General features: G+C 60.8%; 19 protein-coding genes and 1 pseudogene. 11 read left to right on the top strand and 9 right to left on the bottom strand.

Translation table 11 applies throughout. The annotated features are described in order from the left end of the window. Positions 1 to 9: 9 nt before the first annotated feature. Entirely contained in the window at positions 10 to 828 is an 819-nt protein-coding gene (locus tag E0D86_RS16020; RefSeq protein ID WP_131651040.1) for an ABC transporter substrate-binding protein, read from the bottom strand. 254 nt (positions 829 to 1,082) lie between these two features. Here E0D86_RS16020 and E0D86_RS16015 point away from each other — a divergent pair, with 254 nt between their 5' ends. The 3 genes from E0D86_RS16015 to E0D86_RS16005 all read left to right on the top strand — a co-directional run bounded on the left by E0D86_RS16015 (position 1,083) and on the right by E0D86_RS16005 (position 4,713). Then, complete coding sequence (locus tag E0D86_RS16015) at positions 1,083 to 1,706, top strand: TetR/AcrR family transcriptional regulator (protein ID WP_131651039.1); 624 nt, start codon at positions 1,083 to 1,085, stop codon at positions 1,704 to 1,706. A gap of 196 nt (positions 1,707 to 1,902) precedes the next feature. Further along, positions 1,903 to 3,963, top strand: coding sequence for a bifunctional diguanylate cyclase/phosphodiesterase (locus E0D86_RS16010; RefSeq protein WP_177493062.1), 2,061 nt, complete (start codon positions 1,903 to 1,905; stop codon positions 3,961 to 3,963). A gap of 66 nt (positions 3,964 to 4,029) precedes the next feature. Beyond that, positions 4,030 to 4,713, top strand: a complete 684-nt coding sequence (locus tag E0D86_RS16005) for a spermidine synthase (protein WP_131651037.1) — start codon at positions 4,030 to 4,032, stop codon at positions 4,711 to 4,713. Positions 4,714 to 4,774: 61 nt separating this feature from the next. On the opposite strand, the gene E0D86_RS16000 is transcribed toward E0D86_RS16005, so the two are convergent. Both E0D86_RS16000 and E0D86_RS15995 read right to left on the bottom strand, forming a co-directional pair. After that, positions 4,775 to 5,623 (bottom strand): GIDE domain-containing protein, encoded by an 849-nt coding sequence (locus tag E0D86_RS16000; protein WP_131651260.1) that lies wholly within the window; start codon positions 5,621 to 5,623, stop codon positions 4,775 to 4,777. 40 nt (positions 5,624 to 5,663) lie between these two features. Then, a complete protein-coding gene (locus E0D86_RS15995) occupies positions 5,664 to 6,236 on the bottom strand; it encodes a LemA family protein (protein WP_131651036.1) in 573 nt (190 codons plus the stop codon). 186 nt (positions 6,237 to 6,422) lie between these two features. Between E0D86_RS15995 and E0D86_RS15990 the strand changes: the two genes are divergently transcribed. The 8 genes and pseudogenes from E0D86_RS15990 to E0D86_RS15960 all read left to right on the top strand — a co-directional run bounded on the left by E0D86_RS15990 (position 6,423) and on the right by E0D86_RS15960 (position 17,817). After that, positions 6,423 to 7,766, top strand: a complete 1,344-nt coding sequence (locus E0D86_RS15990; protein ID WP_131651035.1) for an imelysin family protein — start codon at positions 6,423 to 6,425, stop codon at positions 7,764 to 7,766. A 172-nt stretch (positions 7,767 to 7,938) separates the two neighbouring features. Continuing rightward, positions 7,939 to 9,354: a di-heme oxidoredictase family protein gene (locus tag E0D86_RS15985; protein WP_131651034.1), complete on the top strand. Its 1,416-nt coding sequence runs from the start codon at positions 7,939 to 7,941 to the stop codon at positions 9,352 to 9,354. A gap of 39 nt (positions 9,355 to 9,393) precedes the next feature. Next, positions 9,394 to 10,467 carry an imelysin family protein gene (locus E0D86_RS15980; protein ID WP_131651033.1) on the top strand — a complete coding sequence of 358 codons (1,074 nt, stop codon included), beginning with the start codon at positions 9,394 to 9,396 and terminating at the stop codon, positions 10,465 to 10,467. A gap of 1 nt (position 10,468) precedes the next feature. Beyond that, the gene (locus E0D86_RS15975; protein ID WP_131651032.1) at positions 10,469 to 11,563 is read left to right on the top strand and encodes a DUF1513 domain-containing protein; all 1,095 of its coding nucleotides are present in this window, start codon (positions 10,469 to 10,471) and stop codon (positions 11,561 to 11,563) included. A 121-nt stretch (positions 11,564 to 11,684) separates the two neighbouring features. Further along, a pseudogene (locus E0D86_RS22015) lies at positions 11,685 to 12,377 on the top strand (methyl-accepting chemotaxis protein); the annotation flags it as partial. 165 nt (positions 12,378 to 12,542) lie between these two features. Continuing rightward, positions 12,543 to 13,310, top strand: coding sequence for a methyl-accepting chemotaxis protein (locus E0D86_RS22010; RefSeq protein WP_371924086.1), 768 nt, complete (start codon positions 12,543 to 12,545; stop codon positions 13,308 to 13,310). Positions 13,311 to 13,608: 298 nt separating this feature from the next. Beyond that, positions 13,609 to 14,763 (top strand): efflux RND transporter periplasmic adaptor subunit, encoded by a 1,155-nt coding sequence (locus E0D86_RS15965; protein ID WP_131651030.1) that lies wholly within the window; start codon positions 13,609 to 13,611, stop codon positions 14,761 to 14,763. Between the two features lie 24 nt (positions 14,764 to 14,787). Next, positions 14,788 to 17,817, top strand: coding sequence for a multidrug efflux RND transporter permease subunit (locus E0D86_RS15960; RefSeq protein WP_131651029.1), 3,030 nt, complete (start codon positions 14,788 to 14,790; stop codon positions 17,815 to 17,817). Between the two features lie 25 nt (positions 17,818 to 17,842). Here E0D86_RS15960 and E0D86_RS15955 read toward each other — a convergent pair whose 3' ends face one another. The 6 genes from E0D86_RS15955 to E0D86_RS15930 form a co-directional block, all read right to left on the bottom strand. Then, positions 17,843 to 18,142, bottom strand: a complete 300-nt coding sequence (locus E0D86_RS15955; RefSeq protein WP_131651028.1) for a DUF2845 domain-containing protein — start codon at positions 18,140 to 18,142, stop codon at positions 17,843 to 17,845. Positions 18,143 to 18,195: 53 nt separating this feature from the next. Further along, entirely contained in the window at positions 18,196 to 18,426 is a 231-nt protein-coding gene (locus tag E0D86_RS21665; RefSeq protein ID WP_131651027.1) for a hypothetical protein, read from the bottom strand. A 231-nt stretch (positions 18,427 to 18,657) separates the two neighbouring features. Beyond that, positions 18,658 to 20,307 carry a chaperonin GroEL gene (gene groL, locus E0D86_RS15945; RefSeq protein ID WP_131651026.1) on the bottom strand — a complete coding sequence of 550 codons (1,650 nt, stop codon included), beginning with the start codon at positions 20,305 to 20,307 and terminating at the stop codon, positions 18,658 to 18,660. A gap of 58 nt (positions 20,308 to 20,365) precedes the next feature. Beyond that, positions 20,366 to 20,659 carry a co-chaperone GroES gene (locus tag E0D86_RS15940; protein ID WP_131651025.1) on the bottom strand — a complete coding sequence of 98 codons (294 nt, stop codon included), beginning with the start codon at positions 20,657 to 20,659 and terminating at the stop codon, positions 20,366 to 20,368. A 247-nt stretch (positions 20,660 to 20,906) separates the two neighbouring features. Further along, a complete protein-coding gene (locus E0D86_RS15935; RefSeq protein WP_131651024.1) occupies positions 20,907 to 21,371 on the bottom strand; it encodes an FxsA family protein in 465 nt (154 codons plus the stop codon). A gap of 126 nt (positions 21,372 to 21,497) precedes the next feature. Then, positions 21,498 to 22,202, bottom strand: a complete 705-nt coding sequence (locus tag E0D86_RS15930) for a HugZ family protein (protein ID WP_131651023.1) — start codon at positions 22,200 to 22,202, stop codon at positions 21,498 to 21,500. Between the last annotated feature and the right edge of the window lie 29 nt (positions 22,203 to 22,231).

Below are 22,231 nucleotides of genomic sequence, written 5' to 3'. Positions count from 1 at the left end.
ACCGATGCGCTAGTTGCTGGCGGCTTCCTTGGCCTTCTGTCGCTGCAGAAACTCGATTTTCCACTGCTCCATGCCGATGTATTCCGATGACAGGTTCGCCTCCACCTGATGCTTGGCTTTGAGCGCGGCGACGGCGGGCTGCTGGATTTTGAGGTAGCGGTCGAGATGCTCGATCAGTTCGGGATGATTGAGGCTGGACAGGTTAAAGGTGCTACGTGTGTGCGGTAGATCGGCATCGAAGACCAGCGCTCCCGGCTTGGCGCGCACGTTGTTCAAGTAATGCGCCGCCACCACTACGTTGTAATAGGCACCGTCGCTATCCTTGAGCAGTGCCTGACGCACCATGCGCGGCAGGTTCTGGCTACTGACCAGCAAGATCTGGTTGGCCGCGACCCGGTCCTCGTAGCCCCAGGGCGTCCAGCCATCGACCACCGCCAGCCGCCTGAGCTCATCGATACCTCGCCCCACACGCCGCGGCGCCACCATCACACCGTCGACATAATTGACCACCGCCTGGCTGTAGTGCAGACGATGTCCGGCTTTAGCGGGTCCGGACCAGTTGGGATTATCGGGATACTTGGCATCGACACGCCCGTTCAGCAGCGCCGGCAACAGCTCGTCCGCGGGCAACACCTTGTATGTCAGGCGCACACCGTTATACGCGGCGAAACTATCCAGCAGCTCACGGGCGAAGCCCCCGTAATTGCCTTGTGCATCGCCGCTGTAGTGCGGCATGAATGCTGCCTGCTCGACGCCGATTACGTAGGTTTGCTCGGCGGCTACAGGCACTGAAAGCGCCAGCAAGGCGACCGCAAGAAATTTCTTCATTTGGAACTCCTTGTAAGTTGGACGACCCGCTCGGCAGGCTTGAGACGAGCCGGCAGGAAAATGCGAAAGGCGATATCCATGACGCTGCATTGATGGCAGTAGCGTAGCAGCGTTTTTTTAGAATTGTGTACAAAGACTTAAGCATTTGTTCACAAATAGGCGGATTGACGGGCCCGTCTTGAGACGGTCTGGAGGCCGGTGCTAGCATGCCGCGGCTGGCCACCAGGCGGGTGGTCGTGAATTGAACAGGCCCTATGTCCAGTATCCGCGAGCGCAACAAAGAATTGATCCTGCGCGCTGCCAGTGAAGAGTTCGCCGAAAAAGGCTTCGCCGCCAGCAAGACCAGCGACATCGCCAATCGCGCCGGGCTGCCCAAGCCCAACGTCTATTACTATTTCAAGAGCAAGGAAAACCTCTACCGCGAGGTGCTCGACAGCATCGTCGAGCCGCTGCTGCAAGCATCCGCCCCCTTCAATCAGCCCGGCGAACCCGCCGATGTGTTACGTGCCTATATCCGCACCAAAATCCGGATTTCACGCGAGCACGCCTGCGCCTCCAAAGTATTCGCAAGCGAAATCATGCATGGCGCGCCCCATCTGCCAGCCGAACGGGCGGAGCAGCTAAACGCCCAGGCCAGCCACAACGTGGCTCGCATCCAAGGCTGGATCAATCAGGGACTGATGGCGAAGGTCGACCCCAATCATCTGTTGTTCAGCATCTGGGCGGCGACCCAGACCTATGCCGATTTCGACTGGCAGATATCCACCGTGACGGGAAAAGCCTCTCTCGACGATGCAGATTACGAAGCCGCTGCCGATACGATTATTCGTATGGTCATCAAGGGTTGCGAGGTAAAGGAAACGTCCGCAGTCATCTGAACCAACTATGCTTGTCGAAGCCTCTAGCATGCCGCTTGCACGACATATCACTATGTCCTGATGTGGTCGACGGAAGGTTCGGCGGGTCATTGAGGGTTCTGATAACGTTTTGCCCCATAGGCATCCCCAGCTTTTGACGTTTCCTTAATGACTACCAATACTTGCGCTGGCATCGGCCTGGAAAAAGGAAATTCTTTTGACTGCATTGCGCAACAGCCTGTCGAGGAAATTACTCCGTATCGTTCTGCTGTCAGCGCTCGCCGTTGGGCTGGTATTGAGCTGCGCGCAGATCATTTTCGATGCCTACAAAACTCGGCAGCTGATCGGCACCGAGGCCCAACGCATCCTGCGCATGACGCGCGACCCCTCGGCCCAGGCGATCTACAGCCTGGACCGCGAAATGGGCTCACAGGTCATGGAAGGCCTGTTTCAGCATGAGTCGATTCAAGAAGCATCGATTGCCCACCCTGGCGAGGAGCCTCTGGCTGTCAAAAACCGCCCACTCATATCCGCACCGACACGCTGGCTAACCGATCCGATACTCGGCCGCAGTCAGGAATTCTCGATTCCGCTGATTGGTCGCCCTCCTTACAACGAATACTACGGCGACCTGCGCATTACGCTCGACACCGCTCCCTATGGAGAGGAATTCATCAGCGACTCGATCGTCATCTTCTTCGTCGGCATTCTCCGTGCGCTGGCCCTGGGTCTGTTGCTTTACCTGATTTACGAATGGCTGTTGACGCGACCGCTGACCAAGCTCACCGCGCACCTGTCACGGATTAATCCTAGCCGTCCCGGCGAGCATTCACTGCCGATGCCAAAGGGGCATGAGCGAAACGAGTTGGGTCTCTGGGTCGAAACCGCCAACGGCCTGCTCGCCTCCATCCAGCACAACATGCAGCTGCGCCATGCCGCGGAAAGCAGCCTGGAACGCATGACCCAGTACGACCCGCTCACCGGGCTGCCCAATCGACAACAGCTGCAGCAACAGCTCGACAACATTCTCGGCGAGGCCGCCCGGCTGCAACGCCGTGTAGCCGTGCTCTGCCTCGGGCTGGACGACTTCAAGGGCGTGAACGAGCAGTTCAGCTACCAGAGCGGGGACCGCTTGCTGGTCGCGCTAGCCGATCGCCTGCGAAGCCTGAGCGGACGTGTCGGCGCCCTTGCCCGCCTGGGTGGCGACCAGTTCGTGCTGGTGCTGTTCGGCTGCGAACACCCTTACGAGGCCGCGGAACTGGCGCAGAAAGTACTCGACGATCTGGAGCGGCCGGTCACCCTCGATCAGCAAAGCATCCGCCTGCGCGCCACTATCGGTATCACGCTGTACCCGGAAGATGGCGACAGTACCGAGAAGCTGTTGCAGAAAGCCGAACAGACCATGACCTTGGCCAAGAACCGCTCGCGCAACCGCTACCAGTTTTACGTGGCGAGCATCGACAGCGAAATGCGAACGCGCCGGGAATTGCAGAACGACCTGGCCGAAGCAGTCAAACGCAGTGAATTTCATCTGGTCTACCAGCCGCAGATCGACTATCGACTGAAGCGCATCACCGGCGTCGAAGCCCTGCTGCGCTGGACGCAGCCGAGCGGAAAGATGATTCCGCCGGACATTTTCATTCCCCTCGCAGAGCAGAACGGCAGCATCATCGCCATCGGCGAATGGGTGCTCGATCAGGCCTGCCAACAGCTGAGCGAGTGGCATCAACAGGGCTTCAACGACCTGCGCATGGCCGTCAACCTTTCCACGGTCCAGCTGCACCATGCCGAACTGCCAGCAATGATCAACACCCTGCTCAAAAACCATCGGTTGCCGCCCGAGACCCTGGAGCTCGAGGTGACCGAGACCGGGCTGATGGAAGACATCGCCGCCGCCACTCACAACCTGCACAGCCTGCGCCGCTCCGGCGCGCTGATCGCCATCGACGACTTCGGCACCGGCTATTCCTCGCTCAGCTATCTGAAAAGCCTGCCGTTGGACAAGATCAAGATCGACAAGAGCTTCGTGCGCGACATGTCTGCCGATGATGGCGACACGACCATCGTCAGAGCGATCATCCAGCTGGGCAAGAGTCTCAATATGCTGGTGATCGCCGAGGGCGTGGAAACCGCCGAGCAAGAGCGCTATCTCATCGATGAAGGCTGCAACGAAGGCCAAGGCTATTACTACAGCAAGCCCCTACCGGGCCCCGAACTGACCGCCCTGCTTCGCCAATCCAGACGTTTCGAGCGCACGTTCAATTCAGAACCGCTGTGAGCGCACTCCTCCATGGCGCAGCCCTTTTTCACTGCGCTTCCTTATTTTCCCTTCGATGAGCCTTGCATGAAGCGTTTCGTATTGATCGACACCGCCGATATCCCCGGCGGCGGCGCCCTCTGCCTGTTCGAGTACGGTGACGATTTCGTCATCAAGATCCAGGGTGGCAATGGCAACCAACTGATGAACACTCGCATGCACGGCTCAGAAGATGCCCTTGCGCGAATCCCCTGCGAACGGATCGCCCAGCGTCCACAGCCTCGGGTATTGATCGGTGGGCTGGGCATGGGGTTCACTTTGGCCTCGGCGTTGAAACACCTCGGTAAGGATGCCGAAGTACAGGTCGCAGAACTGGTGCCCGGCGTGATCGAGTGGAACCGCGGATCGCTCGGAGAGAAGGCCGGACTGCCGATCAACGATCCGCGTACCCGAGTGCTCAACCATGATGTCGCCGACGTGCTACGGCGCGAACCTCAAGGCTTCGACGCGATCATGCTGGATGTCGATAACGGACCGGAAGGGCTGACCCAGAAGCACAACAGCTGGCTCTATTCAGCAGCGGGTTTGGATACCTGCGCGCAAGCTCTGCGTCCGAAAGGCCTGTTGGCGGTATGGTCAGCGAGCGCGGACCAAGCCTTCTCGCAGCGCTTGGCCAAAGCGGGCTTCAAGGCCGAAGAGGTCCAGGTATTCGCCCACGGAAACCGCGGCACACGGCATACCATCTGGATAGCAGAGAAAAAATCTCGTTAGGCCGGACACCAACAAGCCCCTAACCAATGACAGTGCGCGGCCGAGATCGCCAAGCTGTGGATCAGATAAACGCCAGCTGCGTTGTCAGCAACCAGGCACCGCCAGCGCACAGCGCAGCGCCACCGATCGCCTGCCAGCGGTAGCGGCGCGCAAGGACTTCCTCGCCATGGCTGGAAAGCACGAATGGCAGCGCTTCGGTCGGCCGTGCAAGCCGATGCTCTGCCGGACGACTACTGGCAACGCGGTGCCGCTGCTCCGCCTCGAGACCGGCAGCGAGTCGAACCCGCGCCCACTCCGCGTGGTCGAGCTGGCCGTCGCGATTGTTATCGAAACGCCGCAGCAAGCCGGCGTAATCACCCTTCCACTCGCTCACGACCTGTCCTTGCGCCGCATGGAGATCGAGCCCCTGCCGACCGCCCGCAGTGGTCCGAAAATCGCCGATGGCGTACAGCGGCTCGCCGGCGTGCAGGCGTTCTTCGGTGTAGCGGTAGCGGCGATTGCCGCTTAACCAGGCGAGAAGTCCCGTCGGCGGCAGCCCTCTGGGATGACGCAAGTCGCCGGTCCAGACGTCGCGTCGCGCAGGCAATACCTCGGCGCCCTTCGGGTCGATCAGGCAGTCACCGGTGGCATCGCTCAAGCGCAGCGGGCGGTCGCTGCATCCGTGTTCGACGACCCGCCAGCTGCTGCGCTTGCCTGCGGAGCGGTATTCCTCGATCCGATAGCGCCACCAGAGGCAAGGTTTGGCGGTCAGCGGCGCCAGCATGACCGGCAGATCGGCAACCTCGCCCAACATACCGGCGAGTTCGACATAGCCCTGCGCGGCAGAGCGTATTTTCGACGTCGGCGTGTCCAGCAGGTGGCGAACCTTCGTCCATCGGCTGACCCAGAGCCAACCGCCGCCCAGACACATCGCCACGCCAACCCCCGCTAGCAGCACTTCGGTAGCCCGCTCAACCGAACAGGGGCTTCAGGTCGACGTCCGCCTTTTCCGCCTCGCTGAACTGCAGCAAGGGTGCCTCGCGGAAACCGAATGCGCGCGCCAGCAGCACGTCGGGGAATTGCTCGATGCGCACGTTGTTCAGATTGACCGACTCGTTGTACAGCTCGCGGCGGTCGGCGATACCGCTTTCCAACCCGCTGATGCGCTGCTGCAGATGCCGAAAACTCTCGTTGGCACGTAGCTCCGGATAATTCTCAGCCAGCGCGAACAGCCGCCCGAGCCCCGCACGCAGTCCGGTTTCGGCCTGCCCGAGCGCTCCGACATCGCCCTGCTCGCGTGCATCGGACACGGCGTTACGCGCCCTGATGATCTGCTCCAGCGTGCTGCGTTCGTGCTGCATGTATTGCTTGCAGGTCTCCACCAGCTTGGGCAGCTCTTCATGCCGCTGACGCAACAGCACATCGATATTCGACCAGGCCTTGCTTACGCCGTGCTTGAGGCGCACCAGACCGTTGTAAAGCACCACCGCATAAGCAATGACAAGAAACAGCACGACCCACGCAAGCACGGCGCCCAGGCTCATCGAATATCTCCATAAAGGTCTGGATTCGGAGATGCATTCTAGCCACACAGCCGGATCGCAGACGCGACCTGCTCCACGCAATTTCTTTGCACAAAATGCAAATCTTTCGCATTATGCCCTGCAGCGAATAGTCGCACCTCGTCGGTCGGCATTCCCTTTACTCACCTGCAAGCAAAGGAACCCGCCATGCTACGCACCCCCGTCTGGGCCACTGCCAGCCTTCTCGCTGTCGCCATTTCACTCGCAGGTTGCGGCGAAGACAAAGCGCCAGCCGAACAGGCCGCCGCTCCGCAAACCACCCAGAGCGAGCCGGCAACTGCGAGCGCGCCAGAAGCGACCCTGAACGAAGAAGCCGCACAGGCGGTGGTCAAGCATTACGCGGACATGGCGCATGCCATCTTCAGTGATGCGCACAGCACTGCAATGAAGCTCCAGGAAGCCATCGACGCCCTGCTCGCCGATCCGACGGAGCAAACCCTGCAGGCCGCCAAGGACGCCTGGCTCGCCGCACGTGTGCCCTACATGCAGACCGAAGTGTTCCGCTTCGGCAACGCCGTGGTCGATGACTGGGAAGGCCAGCTCAACGCCTGGCCGCTGGACGAAGGCATGATCGACTACGTCGAGGGCGACTATCAGCACGCCCTGGGCAACCCCGGCGCCACTGCCAACATCATCGCCAACAAGGAATTGCAGATCGGCGAAGACAAGCTCGACGTCAGCGAAATCACCGGCGAGAAGCTCGGCAGCCTGAACGAATTGGCCGGCTCGGAAGCCAACGTCGCCACCGGTTATCACGCCATCGAATTCCTGCTCTGGGGTCAAGACCTGAACGGCACCGGCCCTGGCGCAGGTAACCGTCCCGTAAGCGACTATATCGAGGGTGAAGATTGCACCGGCGGTAACTGCGATCGCCGCCGCACCTACCTGAAAGCCGCGACCGATCTCCTGGTCACCGACCTCGAAGAGATGGTCAACGAGTGGAAGCCCGGTGTCGCCGACAACTATCGCGCCAGCCTGGAAAGCGAATCTGCCGAGAATGGCCTGCGCAAGATGTTCTTCGGCATGGGCAGCCTTTCGCTCGGCGAACTGGCGGGCGAGCGCATGAAGGTCGCGCTGGAAGCCAACTCACCGGAAGACGAGCACGACTGCTTCAGCGATAACACCCACAACTCGCATTTCTTCAATGCCAAGGGCATCAGGAACGTCTATCTCGGCGAGTACACCCGCGTCGATGGCAGCACGCTCAGCGGGCCGAGCCTGGCCTCGCTGGTCGATGGCGTCGATCCGCAGGTCAACACCACGCTGAAGACCGATCTGGAAACCACCGAAGCCAAAATGCAGGTATTGGTCGTCAGCGCCAACGAGGGTGAAGCGTTCGATCAGTTGATCGCACCTGACAATAATGAAGGGCAGGAAAAAGTCCGCGCCGCGATCGGGGCGCTGGTACAACAGACCGGTTCGATCGAGAAAGCCGCTGCCGCACTGGGTATCAGCGACCTGAACCCGGACACTGCCGATCACCAGTTCTGATCCAGTGTTTCAGGGAGCGGTGCAAGGCCGCTCCCTGAATGCCGTTCATGGTGCGCTCTTTCGCTAACAGCCAAGCTGTAGCAACCAGAGCCAGACCAAATGCAAACTGCTCTTATTCACACTCCATTAGGCTGCTAAGATTGCCGCCCTGTCACACGCCCAGGTACACCTGATGCACCCGCTTTCTCGCTCTGCTATCGCCCTGCTGCTGGCCATGAGTCTTGCCGCCTGCGGCGAGCAGGCGCCACGCTTCGAGCAGGCCGAGCCGGGCGAAGCGCTTTCCGCCGGTAGCGCGACCGTGATGAAGTTCGATCAGAACGCCTTCTCGATGCCCTCTGCCAATCTATCGCCTGTGAGGCGACTGGATTTCAGTGTCGGCAACAGCTTCTTCCGAAATCCCTGGGTCATTGCGCCGGCTTCGACCACGGCGCGCGACGGCCTCGGTCCGCTGATGAATACCAACGCCTGTCAGAGCTGCCACATCAAGGACGGTCGCGGCCATCCCGCGGATTCCGAGCGCGGCAATGCCGTTTCCATGCTGGTACGGCTATCGATTCCCGCCGGTGCCGAGCACGCCGAGGTTGTCCGCGAGCGCGGTATCGCACCGGAGCCCGTCTACGGTGGTCAGTTGCAGGATATGGCCATTCCCGGCGTGATGCCGGAGGGCAAGGTCCGTCTCAGCTATGCCACCCGGATCGAGCGATTCGCCGACGGATTCGAAGTCGAGCTGCGCGAACCGAAGCTGGCCATCACCGAGCTCGGTTACGGCCCCATGCATCCCGATACGCAATTTTCCGTCCGTGTGGCACCGCAAATGATCGGCCTGGGTCTGCTGGAAGCCATTCCCGAAGCAGCGCTACTGGCCAACGCCGACCCGGACGACAGCAACGGCGACGGCATTTCCGGCCGCCCTAACCGGGTGTTCGATCAGGTCACGCGCGACACCGCGATTGGCCGCTTCGGCTGGAAGGCCGGACAACCGAACCTCAACCAGCAGAATGCCGATGCGTTTTTCAACGACATGGGCCTGACCACGAGTCTGTTCACCGGCAACAGCTGTACCGATCGGCAAACGGATTGCCTGACCATGCCCCACGGGGGCGAGCCGGAAGTCAGTGACAACATCCTCCGTCTGGTGTCGTTCTACACTCGCAATCTGGGTGTACCGGCGCGCCGCGACGTTGACGCCCCCCAGACCCTTCAGGGCAAAGCACTGTTCCACCGTGCCGGCTGCCAGAGCTGCCATGTGCCAACATTCACCACCGGCGATGCCGCCGAGCCCGAATTGGCCAATCAGCTGATTCGCCCTTATACCGATCTGCTGCTGCATGACATGGGCGAAGGGCTTGCCGATCACCGGCCGGAGTTCGAAGCCAGCGGCAGTGAATGGCGAACCCCACCGCTATGGGGCATCGGCATGACCGAAGCGGTCAGCGGGCATACTCAGTTTTTGCATGACGGACGGGCGCGCAACCTGCTCGAAGCCATACTCTGGCACGGCGGCGAAGCGGAGCGAGCCAAACAGGCCGTGCTCGGTTTCGACAGCGATGAACGCAGCGCCCTGCTGGCCTTTCTCGAATCACTCTAGCGCCGGTTCAACCGGCGCCTGCCTTTGCCGAGGAGCAACATGTATCCCAACCGTTACCTTTCAGCCATTACCGTCACCGCACTGGGGCTGATGCTAAGCGCCTGCGCGCCGTCCGATCCTTTTACCGAAACGAGCAAGAGCCTGGCCGATGAAGTCCTGCTTCCTTCATATAGCCAGTGGGCCGAAACCAACCGGCGCATGGCCGCGAGCAGCATTGCTTTTTGCGCAGGCAACGAAGAGCTGGACGACGCGCGCAAGGCCTTCCTGCAGGCGCAATTCGCTTGGGCGGGCCTGCAACCACTGCTGATCGGGCCGATGGGCGAAGGCAACCGAGCCTGGCAAGTGCAGTTCTGGCCCGACAAAAAGAACCTGGTAGGACGGCAGGTCACCGCCCTGCTGAAGAAGAACCCCCAGCTGACCCAGGCCGATCTGGAAAACGCCAGCGTCGTGCTGCAGGGCCTTTCGGCTTACGAATACGTGCTGTTCGACAAGGCCGTCGACCTGCAGGACGACGCGTCCAAGGCGCGTCATTGCCGGTTGCTCGAGGCCATTGGCGAGCATCAGCAGAAGCTCGCCGCGAGCATGCTTGAGGAATGGCAGGCCGAAGGCGGCATGGTCGCGCAACTCAGCGAATTTCCCAACGAGCGCTACGCCGAATCGCAAGAGGCGATCGCCGATCTGTTGCGCGTCCAGGTCACCGCGCTGGACGGCCTGAAGAAAAAGCTCGGCGCCCCGCTGGGTCGTCAGACCAAAGGCTACCCGCAGCCATTCCAGGCCGAAGCCTGGCGCAGCGACGCCACGCTCGGCAGTATCGATGCCGCCCTCGCCGGTGCACAAAAACTCTGGCAAGGCGCCGATGACAACGGCTTCAAACGTCTGGTACCGGCCGATCAGGCCGACCTGGTCAAACGCATCGACGTCGCCTACGCGACGGCCCGCCAACACCTGACGGACATCATGCTGCCGTTCAGCGAACTAATCGCCGACGAGGCCGGTCGCGGAAGACTGAACGCGCTGTACCAGGACATCGACGTACTACACCGCTTGCATCAGAACGAACTGGCCCGCGCGCTGGGCGTGCAGATCGGCTTCAACGCTCACGACGGAGATTGATATGAAACGTAGAGCCTTTCTCGGACTGGGCAGTGCTCTGGTCGCCGTCTCCGCCGTCGGTGGCTGGACACTGACCCGTCATAGCGAGCAACCGCTGCTGCTCTCCGCGCGCGACGATGCCGATGGTCGTCATTACGCGGTCGGCTATCGACTCGACGGCAGCCGCGTGTTCGCCACGCCGGTCAATGAGCGCTGCCATGATGTCTATGTCCATCCGCATCTGCCGTTGGCGGTATTCGTCGGGCGTCGGCCGAGCCGCGAGAGCTATCTGATCGACAGCAGGGACGGCACCTTGCTACAGATCATCGCCTCGCCACCCGACCGCCACTTCTATGGTCATGGCGTGTTCCATGCCAGCGGCGACCTGTTCTACGCCACAGAGAACGACACCACGGATGCCGGTCGCGGAGTGATTGGCATATATCGCGTCGAGGAGCGCCGGCTGGTCCGCGAAGGCGAACACTCCAGCCACGGCATCGGCCCGCATCAGCTGCTCTGGATGCCCGACGGCGAGACGCTAGTAATTGCCAACGGCGGCATCCGCACCGAGGCCGACAGCCGCGAGATGATGAATCTCGATGCCATGGAGCCGAGTCTGGTGCTGCTCTATCGCGACGGCGCGCTAATCAGCAAGGAGCAACTGCCCGAGCAGATGAATAGCGTGCGTCACCTCGCGGTTGCCGCAGACGGCACCGTGGTATCGGGCCAGCAGTACGAAGGCGACCCCATGGATGCGGTCCCGCTGCTGGCGATCAAGCGTCCCGGCGAAGCGTTCCAGGCGTTCCCGCTGGGTGAAGCGCAGCGCCAGACAATGAACCAGTACACCGCCAGCCTGGCGATCAATGATCCGCTGCGCCTGCTGGCCGTGACGGCGCCGCGCGGCAATAAGGTCTTCATCTGGGATCTGGACAGCGCTGCGCTGCGCGAAGAAATCCACCTGCCCGATTGCGCCGGCGTCGCGGCGGTCGAACAGGGCTTCGTGGTGAGTTCGGGGCAAGGCCGCTGCCGGTTGGTCGACTGCCAGGGCGAGCGCTTCGTCAGTACCCCACTGCAACTTCCGGCAGGGCTCTGGGACAACCATTTGCGCCTGGTCTGAAAGTTCTCAAGTATCGAGACGACGCGCCGAAAAACAGAGCGACCGGGCGGTCACACTTGTGAGCACCCGGTTAGTTCTTGCCAATAGTGCAAGCGCACCTCCTCGATACGAGAACGCTCTGATGTTTCTGAAAAAATCTCTACGGGCTCAGTTGCTGGGCCTGATCGGCGCCAGCCTGCTGGTGATGCTCGTGATCGCCCTCGCCAGTTTTTCCTTCCTGTCCAAGGACATTTCCGCCTACCAGACGCTGCTGAAAGGTCCGATCGAGGCGTCACGATTGATTGACGAAGCCAATCTGGAATTCAAGGTGCAGGTGCAGGAGTGGAAGAACGTCCTGCTGCGTGGCAAATCGCCTGACGCCATGGACAAGTATTGGCAGAGCTTCGAAAAGCAGGAGCGCAACGTCCAGGAGTTACTGTCCACGCTCGTACAACTGAGCAGCCACAGACCGGACCTGTCGAGTAAGATCGAAGCGCTACGAGCGGAACATCGTGCCCTCGGTGTCGCTTATCGAGCCGGGCGCGATGCTTACATCGCCGCCGGTAACGATCCGGTAGCCGGCGATGAAGCCGTTCAGGGAATCGATCGCGCCACCAGCGAACAGCTGAGGGCTCTGGTCGAACAGCTGCGTGAGTCAGCGCAGCACAGCTCCGATGAAATCGGCCACGCCGCCGACCAGGCCATCATTTCCGGGTCGCTGATCATGGTGATCGCTGGCGCGCTGGTCGCTCTTCTCAGCCTGTGGCTAGTCAATCGCCAATTGATTAACCCGATCCGTCATCTGATCGACCACATCGCCAAACTCAGCCAGGGCAATTTCAGCGAACACGTCGACAGCAGCCGTGCCGACGAACTAGGACGTCTAGCAGCCGCAGCTAACATTCTGCGCGACTTTCTCGCTGATACATTCACCCGCCTGCAACGCAGCACCTCGGACCTGGACAATGCCAGCGGCGAACTGAACGCCATCGCGGCGCTGATGGGCCAAGGTACCCGTGAACAATTCTCGCGCACCGATCAGGTCGCAACCGCCATGCACGAAATGTCCGCTACGGCTCAAGAAGTGGCACGCCACGCCGCTGACGCCGCGCGCGCCGCGGACGCTGCCGACCACTCGGCGCAGCAGGGCGAAAGCATGATGCGCTCGACCATTCAGACGATTACTCACATGCGTGGCGAGATCAGCAATACGGCCGACGTCATTCGCCGTCTGGAGGCTGACAGTGGCCGAATCGGCAAGGTGCTGGAGGTCATTCGCGGCATCGCCGATCAAACCAATCTGCTGGCCCTGAACGCAGCCATCGAAGCTGCACGGGCCGGCGATGCAGGCCGCGGATTCGCCGTCGTGGCCGATGAAGTGCGTACGCTGGCCCGGCGCACGGCGGATTCCACCGCCGAGATTCACCAGATCATCGATACGGTGCAGACCGGCGCGGTGGATGCGGTGCGCGCGATAGAAAACGGCCAGAGCCGTAGCGATGAAGGAGTCGAGCGGGTCACCGAAGCGGGCAGCATGCTTCAACGCATCACGCTGGAAGTCGAAGCGATTCGTGACATGAACCGGCAGATCGCCACCGCTGCCGAGGAACAAACCTCCGTGGCGGAAGACATCTCACGCAACCTCACCGAGATCACCACAATCGCCACCACCAATCAGAGCAATGTCGAGCGCACCGAAAAAGCCAGCCAGAACCTGCACGGCTTGTCGGCGCAGCTCAGTGAAGTGACCCACCGTCTCGCAGGCTGACGCAAACCTGCCCTGACCCACCGGCCTCGCCATAAAAGCGGGCCGGTGACGGCGAATGCTGGACGCACCGCTCTATCCCTCTTGTTTGCGCGCCCAAGACTGCACGTCGGGCCTGTCTATCGACTGCTTTACATACATTCAATTCGGGACTAATTTCGCTGTTCTCGACCACACCGGTCGGAACAGTAAAAGGCCGAGCATCCCGTCAGGGCGGCATTCGGTGATCCAGTGTTTACCCGCACGGCTGCCTCGTTCATGGCAGTAGTCAGCCGGCTCACCTCTCCAGGGAATACGGAAAATGTTGCGCCGCATGCTGCTCATGCTGGGCGCGGTGATCGTCGTTGTATTGATTCTCGCCGCCATCAAGTTCAATTCCATATACACGCAGATCCAACAGTTCGAGGCCCCGAAGCCGCCCGTCAACGTCGAGGTCGTGGAGTCGCGCCGACAGCCGTGGCAGCGCCAAATTTCGGCGATCGGCACGCTCACGGCGTCCCAGGGCATCGATCTATCCGTGGAGGTCGTCGGCACCGTCAGCGACGTACAGTTTCGTTCGGGTGAAAAGGTCAGCAAGGGCCAGCCGATCGTTCTGCTCGACAGCGAGATCGAGCAGGCAAGCCTTGCGGCGGCCGAAGCCGATCTGCATCTGGCAAACGTGGAATTCAAGCGAGCCCGCAGTTTGATCGACACTCAGGCCATCTCGCGCAGCGAGTTCGATCGGCTCAATGCCGAGTCGCAAAAAGCAGCTGCCGCGGTCGAGCAGCTGAAAGCCAGCCTGGCGAAGAAACGCATTCTTGCGCCCTTTTCCGGAACCATCGGCATTCGCCAGGTGGACGTCGGTGACTTCGTCGCCGCCGGTACGCCGATCGCGACGCTGCAGGACCTGTCCACCTTGTTCGTCGATTTCTACGTGGCCGAACAACAGGTTCCCTCGCTCGCCATCGGCCTGCCCGTGCACATCCAGGTGCCGGCTTTTCCCCGCGAGCGGTTCACGGGCACCCTCGTCGCCCTGAATCCCAAGGTGGACATCACCACCCGCAACATTCAGGTGCGCGCGGAGCTGGCCAACCCCGGCGAGCGGCTGCTACCCGGCATGTTCGCCGACCTGCAGGTGCTGTTGCCGGACGACGAGCCCCAGGTCGTCGTGCCGGAGACTGCCATCACCTACACGCTGTACGGCAATTCGGTACTGCTGGTGAAGGAAGGCCAGGCGCCCGAACCCGAGGAAGGCGACGAAGCGCCCGAACGCAACGAGCCGTATCTGGTGGTGGAACGTCGCTTCGTCGAAACCGGTGAGCGGCGCAACGGCCGCGTGGTGATCCTCGACGGGCTCGATGCCGGCGAACAGGTGGTGATTGCCGGCCAGCTCAAGCTGGACACCGGCACGCACGTGGCCATCGCCGACAAGCGCACGCTCGAACTCGAGCCGAACAACGGGTCCGACGCCCGCTGACGTCGACACAGGAAAGACATCCTCATGGCTTTTACCGACCCATTCATTCGCCGCCCGGTGCTGGCCAGCGTGGTCAGCCTGCTGATCGTGCTGCTCGGCTTCCAGGCGTTCAACAGCCTGGTGATTCGTCAGTATCCGCAGATGGAAAGCGCGCTGATCACGGTGACCACCGCCTATCCCGGCGCCAACGCCGAAACGATCCAGGGCTATATCACTCAACCACTGCAGCAGAGTCTGGCCAGCGCCGAAGGCGTGGATTACATGACCTCGGTGAGCCGGCAGAACCTGTCGGTCATCTCGGTTTACGCCCGCATCGGCGCCGACACTGACCGGCTCTACACCGAGTTGTTGAGCCAGGCCAACTCGGTAAAGAACCAGCTGCCGCAAAACGCCGAAGACCCGGTGCTGAACAAGCAAGCCGCCGATTCGACCGCGCTCATGTACATCAGCTTCTACAGCGAGCAGCTGAGCAATCCGCAAATTACCGATTACCTATCGCGGGTGATTCAGCCGAAGCTGGCCACCCTGCCCGGCATGGCCGAGGCGGAGATTCTCGGCAATCAGGTCTTCGCCATGCGGCTTTGGCTGGACCCTGTGAAACTCGCCGCCCATGGCCTGTCCGCAAGCGACGTGAACGAGGCGGTGCGTCGCTACAACTTCCTTTCCGCTGCCGGCGAGGTGAAAGGCCAATACGTCGTCACTAGCATCAATGCCAACACCGATCTGAAGACGCCGGAAGCCTTTGCGGCGATTCCGCTGAAAACCCAGGGCGACAGTCGCGTGCTGCTCGGCGATGTTGCACGGGTCGAAATGGGCGCCGAAAGCTATAACGCAATCAGCTCCTTCGACGGCATTCCTTCGGTCTACATTGGCGTCAAGAGCACGCCGAGCGCCAACCCGCTGGATGTGATCCGCGAGGTTCGCGCGGTGATGCCGGAGATCGAATCGCAACTGCCACCGAATCTGAAGGTAACCATCGCCTATGACGCGACGCGCTTCATCCAGGCGTCGATCGACGAAGTGGTTAAAACCCTCGCCGAGGCGGTGGTCATCGTCATCGTCGTAGTCTTCCTATTCCTCGGCTCGCTGCGTTCGGTACTGATTCCGGTGGTGACCATTCCGCTGTCGATGATTGGCGTGATGTTCTTTATGCAGACCATGGGTTATTCGATCAATTTGCTGACGCTGCTGGCCATGGTTCTGGCGATCGGCCTGGTAGTGGACGACGCCATCGTCGTGGTCGAAAACATCCACCGGCACATCGAACAAGGCAAGACACCCTTCCAGGCGGCCATCGACGGGGCGCGCGAGATCGCCATGCCGGTGGTCAGCATGACCATCACCCTGGCGGCGGTGTACGCGCCTATCGGCTTCCTGCAAGGGCTGACCGGCGCGCTGTTCCAGGAATTCGCGCTGACGCTGGCCGGCGCGGTGCTGATCTCCGGCGTTGTGGCGCTGACCTTGTCGCCCATGATGTGCTCGCGGCTGTTGCGTCATGAAGAGAGCTCGACGGGCCTGGCGCACCGGCTGGACAATCTGTTCGACCGCCTGAAACTGCGGTACCAGCGCGCCCTGCACGGCACGCTGAATACCCGTCCCGTGGTACTGGTGTTCGCCGTGATCGTGCTCGGGCTGATTCCGGTTCTGCTCACATTCACCGAAAGCGAACTGGCTCCGGAAGAGGATCAGGGCATCATCTTCATGATGGCCAGCGCACCGCAAACGACCAACCTCGATTATCTGAACGCGTATACCGACCAGTTTCTGGAAATCTTCAAATCCTTCCCCGAGTACTACTCCTGGTTCCAGATCAATGGGTTCGACGGCGTACAGAGCGGCATTGGCGGGTTTTTGATGAAGCCTTGGGATGAGCGCGAGCGTACTCAGATGGAGGTATTGCCGGAGGTCCAGGCCAAGCTCGACAGCATTCCTGGCTTGCAGGTGTTCGGCTTCAACCTGCCATCCTTGCCCGGCACTGGCGAAGGCCTTCCCTTTCAGTTCGTGATCAATACCGCGAGCGACTACGAGTCGCTGCTGCAGGTCACCGAGCGCATCAAGGAAAGAGCCGAAGCGTCCGGCAAGTTCGCCTTCCTCGACGTGGATCTGGCGTTCGACAAACCCGAAATCGTCGTCGATATCGACCGCGAAAAGGCCGCGCAAATGGGCGTAACGATGGAAGACCTCGGCGTGACGCTGGCCACCCTGCTCGGCGAAAGCGAGATCAACCGCTTCACCATCGAGGGTCGCAGTTACAAGGTGATCGCCCAGGTTGAAAGGGCCTACCGGGACAATCCCGGCTGGCTGAAGAACTACTACGTGAAGAACGACCAGGGCGAGATGGTGCCCTTGTCGACCTTGATCAAGGTGCGCGACCGGGCTCGGCCGACGCAGTTGAAGCAGTTCCAGCAGCTCAACGCAGCGACGATACAGGGCTTCCCTATCGTCAGCATGGGCGAGGCGATCGACACGCTGCTCGGCATCGCTCAGGAAGAAGCGCCGCAGGGATTCACCTTCGATTACGCCGGCGCGTCGCGCCAGTACATTCAGGAGGGGAACGCCCTGTACACGACCTTCGCGCTCGCGCTGGCGGTGATCTTTCTGGTGCTGGCGGCGCAGTTCGAGAGCTTCCGCGATCCGCTGGTAATCCTCGTCACGGTGCCGCTGTCGATCTGTGGCGCGCTGGTGCCGCTCTTTCTCGGCCTGTCGAGCATGAACATCTATACCCAGGTCGGACTGGTGACGCTGATCGGGCTGATCAGCAAACACGGCATCATGATCGTCGAGTTCGCCAATCAGCTTCGCCGCGAGCAGGGTATGAGCCGCCGCGAAGCCGTGGAAGAAGCGGCGGCGATTCGACTGAGACCGGTCCTGATGACGACGGCGGCAACGGTATTCGGCATGATTCCGCTGATCCTGGCCAGTGGTGCCGGCGCCGTCAGCCGCTTCGATATCGGAATGGTGATCGCCACGGGCATGACGGTCGGCACCCTGTTCACGCTATTCGTTCTGCCGGCCGTTTACACGCTATTGGCAAGTCCAGACAGGGCGGCTTGATTGAGTAAATAGCCTGATGTGGGGCTTATAACCGACGGGTTTCGATCTTGACTAACTGCCCGTCTATAAAACGCAGGAAGCGATGCGCCCCATTATCTGGACCATAAATCCATGTCTCTACAGTCACAGATCCCCTTGCCGGATTCCCGTCAGGCCGGGTTGCAGGCTCCACGATTTCCTTGTCGTAAGGCTCGCCGCATTTGGTCAGCACCTCAAACGAACCTGCGCCTGTGGCAATTAGTCCGCCGTCACAGCGCATGGTTGCTGCATGGGCTTGTCCAAGAAAAAACGCGCCTAACACCGAGATAAGCGCAGCGCGTTTCATTACCGCCTCCTTGAAGAACACCGCCCCGTCAGCGATAGCGCGGAGCTTGTCCGTCAACCACGCCCGATCAGGCTTTGAGATAGGCCGTACATGAATAGCAGCAGATCGTGATCTGGCCGCACGTCGATCGAAGAAACTCGAGCGACTCGCGGCACTGGACAATGATCACTGACATCGCTGCGCGACACGACGCGAGCGTCGGGCTCGCTCCAGGCAGCAGCGCACAAGGAAGCAACGCTGAGTGCGCCGACTAAAAAAAGTCCTCGAGCAATTTCAAGCTTCATCGCGCAAGCCCTTGTTATTAGGTGAGTCGAGAAACTCACCATAGATCACAATTTAGCCTGCCGCCCAGCCAGACGACCAATGGTCGCTTTCGCTCGCAAGGGCAACGAACGGCAAAGGTGGTCACGCTGCCACCGAAGCATGACAGCGCCATGAATGTCGCTTCAGTTACGAAAAAAAAGGCCCCGCACGAAGCGGGGCCTTTTCATACAGCTAAGCGGGAGCCGGCTGGCTTACATCATGCCGCCCATACCACCCATACCGCCCATGCCACCCATATCCGGCATGGCTGGAGCAGCCTTGTCGTCAATGCTTTCGGCGACCATGGCTTCGGTGGTAACCATCAGACCACCGATGGAGGCAGCAGCCTGCAGTGCGGAACGGGTAACCTTGGCCGGATCGAGAATGCCCATTTCGATCATGTCGCCGTAGGTGTCGGACGCAGCGTTGAAGCCGTAGTTGCCTTCACCCTGCTTGACCTTGTCGACCACCACGCTCGGCTCGCCGCCGGCGTTGGCAACGATCTGACGCAGCGGCGCTTCGACCGCACGACGCAGCAGCGCGATACCGACGTTCTGGTCTTCGTTCTCGCCCTTCAGCTCGGAGATGGATTGCAGAGCGCGTACAAGGGCAACACCGCCGCCAGGCACCACGCCTTCTTCGACAGCTGCGCGAGTGGCGTGCAGGGCGTCTTCGACGCGGGCTTTCTTCTCTTTCATCTCGACTTCGGTACCGGCACCGACCTTGATCACGGCAACACCGCCAGCCAGCTTGGCCAGACGCTCTTGCAGCTTCTCTTTGTCGTAGTCGGACGTGGTGTCTTCGACCTGCTTGCGGATCTGCGCAACGCGGGCTTCGATGTCAACCTGCTGGCCAGCACCATCGATGATGGTGGTGTTTTCCTTGTTCAGCACGACGCGCTTGGCGTTACCCAGATGCTCCAGGGTAGCGGTTTCCAGGCTCAGGCCGACTTCTTCGGAAATCACGGTACCGCCAGTCAGGATAGCGATGTCCTGCAGCATGGCCTTGCGGCGATCGCCGAAGCCTGGCGCCTTGACGGCAGCGACTTTGACGATGCCACGCATGTTGTTGACGACCAGAGTGGCGAGGGCTTCGCCTTCGACGTCTTCAGCGACGATCAGCAGCGGACGACCGGCCTTGGCGACACCTTCCAGCACCGGCAGCAATTCGCGGATGTTGGAGATCTTCTTGTCGACCAGCAGCAGCAGCGGGCTGTCGAGCTCGGCAACCATGGTGTCCGGCTTGTTGATGAAGTAAGGGGACAGGTAGCCACGGTCGAACTGCATGCCTTCTACGACGGACAGTTCGTTTTCCAGGCCCGAGCCTTCTTCAACGGTGATGACGCCTTCCTTGCCGACCTTTTCCATGGCTTCGGCAATGATGTCGCCGATGGAGCTGTCGGAGTTGGCGGAGATGGTGCCGACCTGGGCGATGGCCTTGAAGTCAGTGCATGGCTTGGCCAGATTCTTCAGCTCGGCAACGATGGCGATGGTCGCCTTGTCGATGCCGCGCTTGAGGTCCATCGGGTTCATGCCGGCAGCGACGGCTTTCAGGCCTTCGTTGACGATGGCTTGAGCCAGAACGGTAGCGGTAGTGGTGCCGTCACCGGCTTCGTCGTTGGCCTTGGACGCAACGTCCTTGACCAGCTGCGCGCCCATGTTCTCGAAACGATCCTTGAGCTCGATTTCCTTGGCTACGGAAACGCCGTCCTTGGTGATGGTCGGAGCACCGAAGCTCTTTTCCAGGACAACATTGCGGCCTTTCGGGCCGAGGGTCGCTTTTACCGCGTCAGCCAGGACGTTGACGCCGGTGAGCATCTTCTTGCGAGCGGAGTCGCCGAATTTAACTTCTTTAGCAGCCATGTTGATTCTTCCTCAAATTCTGTTGATGGAGCGCAGTTCGCTATGGGGCGAGCGCTGATCAGGCTTCGACGACGGCGAGGATTTCGTTCTCGCTCATCACCAGCAGGTCTTCACCGTCGACTTTGACGGTGTTGCTGCCGGAGTAAGGGCCGAATACGACCTGATCGCCAACCTTGACGGCCAGCGCACGTACTTCGCCGTTGTCCAGAATGCGACCAGTACCAACTGCAACGATTTCGCCACGGTTCGGCTTTTCGGCAGCGGAGCCCGGCAGCACGATGCCGCCTGCGGTCTTGGTTTCTTCTTCGCTGCGGCGAATCACGACGCGGTCATGCAGAGGACGAAGCTTCATTGTCGATCTCTCCTAGTACAGTGGTTTCCATGCCGATGCATTCTCATCGGCGGGTTGGGCAAATCCGGCGGTGCCGGTTGCGGCCCGCAATGCGAGCCGCAGAAGACGGACTGTCGAACACGACAGCGACCTTGCGGTGACCGCTACATGCGGGCGGCAAAAATGATTTCAAGGGCACAGCGTTGATTTTTTGCATTGAAAAATGAAAAAGGCATGCCTGCGCATGCCTTCTCACGAACACCGAGCGTCACTTGTCGCGGCGTTCCCACTCGCCTTCGATCACGTTGGGGCGTTGTGGCCCGGCTTGACGCTCCTGTTGCTGGCGCAGGTCATCGGCAAAAGCTCGACGGCGCTGAGCCTGGGCCTCGACACGGCGGCCAACGAAGCCGAGAAACAGCTTGCGCGAGGGCGGAAACAGCACCAGCAACGCGATGATGTCGCTGAGGAAGCCAGGCAGGAACAGCAAGCCCCCCGCGATGGCCATCATCAGACCCTGAAGCATTTCGCGCTCTGGCAACTCGCCGCGCGCCAATCGCTCGCGTGCCCGCCAGGCGGTGGCGAAACCTGCCAGACGCAACAATAGAACGCCGGCCATACCGCTAATGACCAGCAGCAGAATGGTCGGCAGCACACCGATCGAGCTGCCGACCTGAATCAGCAACGCCAGCTCGGCCAGCGGAAATAGGAGAAACAGCAGTAAGAAAATACGCATCGATAGTCCTTGGCGGAAGAACGGCTTCCGATCTCGTGTAGATGACGGCAGCTTGTACCGAATTCAACCCGCCCAAAGAGCAGGCTGTAACCGGATTATTCACCCCTGTGCTTACATCAGGCTGAATCAGTTGCGTGCCATGCTCACCAGGGCCTGGCGCACCGCACCCGGGTTGTCGCAGGTGTCTGGAAACGCCAGCCAGTGAATGGCCTGGCCGATGCGAAGGTGAAAGCCTTCGCTGTCGATTCCTACCATCTGCGCAGCAGGCGCGGATGGCAACCCGGCCCGCTCGACATAATGGGCGATGGCTGCGGCATGGTCGTCATTCATATGCTCAAGCATGCCGTTCTCAGCGCCGCCCGCACGCGCGAATGGGTTGCCTAGCGCCACGTCGTCCAACCAGTGAATCGCACCAAAGCCGCCAATGTAGCGCCAACGCACCGGCTGCAGGACCCAGAAATCGAAGTCGTGCGCCCTGTGATAATCACGCGATTCGGGAAAGTAACGGTAGTAACGCGCCGCCGCTGCGTCGATGGCTGACGCATCGTCGAGCTGACGCGCCTCGGCCAGCACGGTCAGGCGCCCGTTGGCCTGTACGTCTTCGACACCGCGCTCGGCCACCAACAACGAACAGCGCGGATCGGCCCGAAGATTCTTCGTGTGCTGAGCGATTCGGCTGATCAGAATCAGCGGCCAGCCGTTTTCGGTCAGGCAGTAGGGCACCGAGGAGCCAAAGGGAAATCCGGGCATCGCTGCGGAGTGCGTCGAGAGCACGCCTCGGTATTCCTTGAGCAGGAGTTGTCGGGCATGCTTGACGGCTTCAGCGCGCACAGGGATTCCTCGATAGGTTTGTTCGATTC

Source organism: Pseudomonas sp. IC_126 (assembly GCF_004331835.1).
Lineage (GTDB): Bacteria > Pseudomonadota > Gammaproteobacteria > Pseudomonadales > Pseudomonadaceae > Stutzerimonas.
The sequence above is the reverse complement of the archived record's forward strand: the minus strand, read 5'-3'. Positions and strand labels throughout refer to the sequence as shown.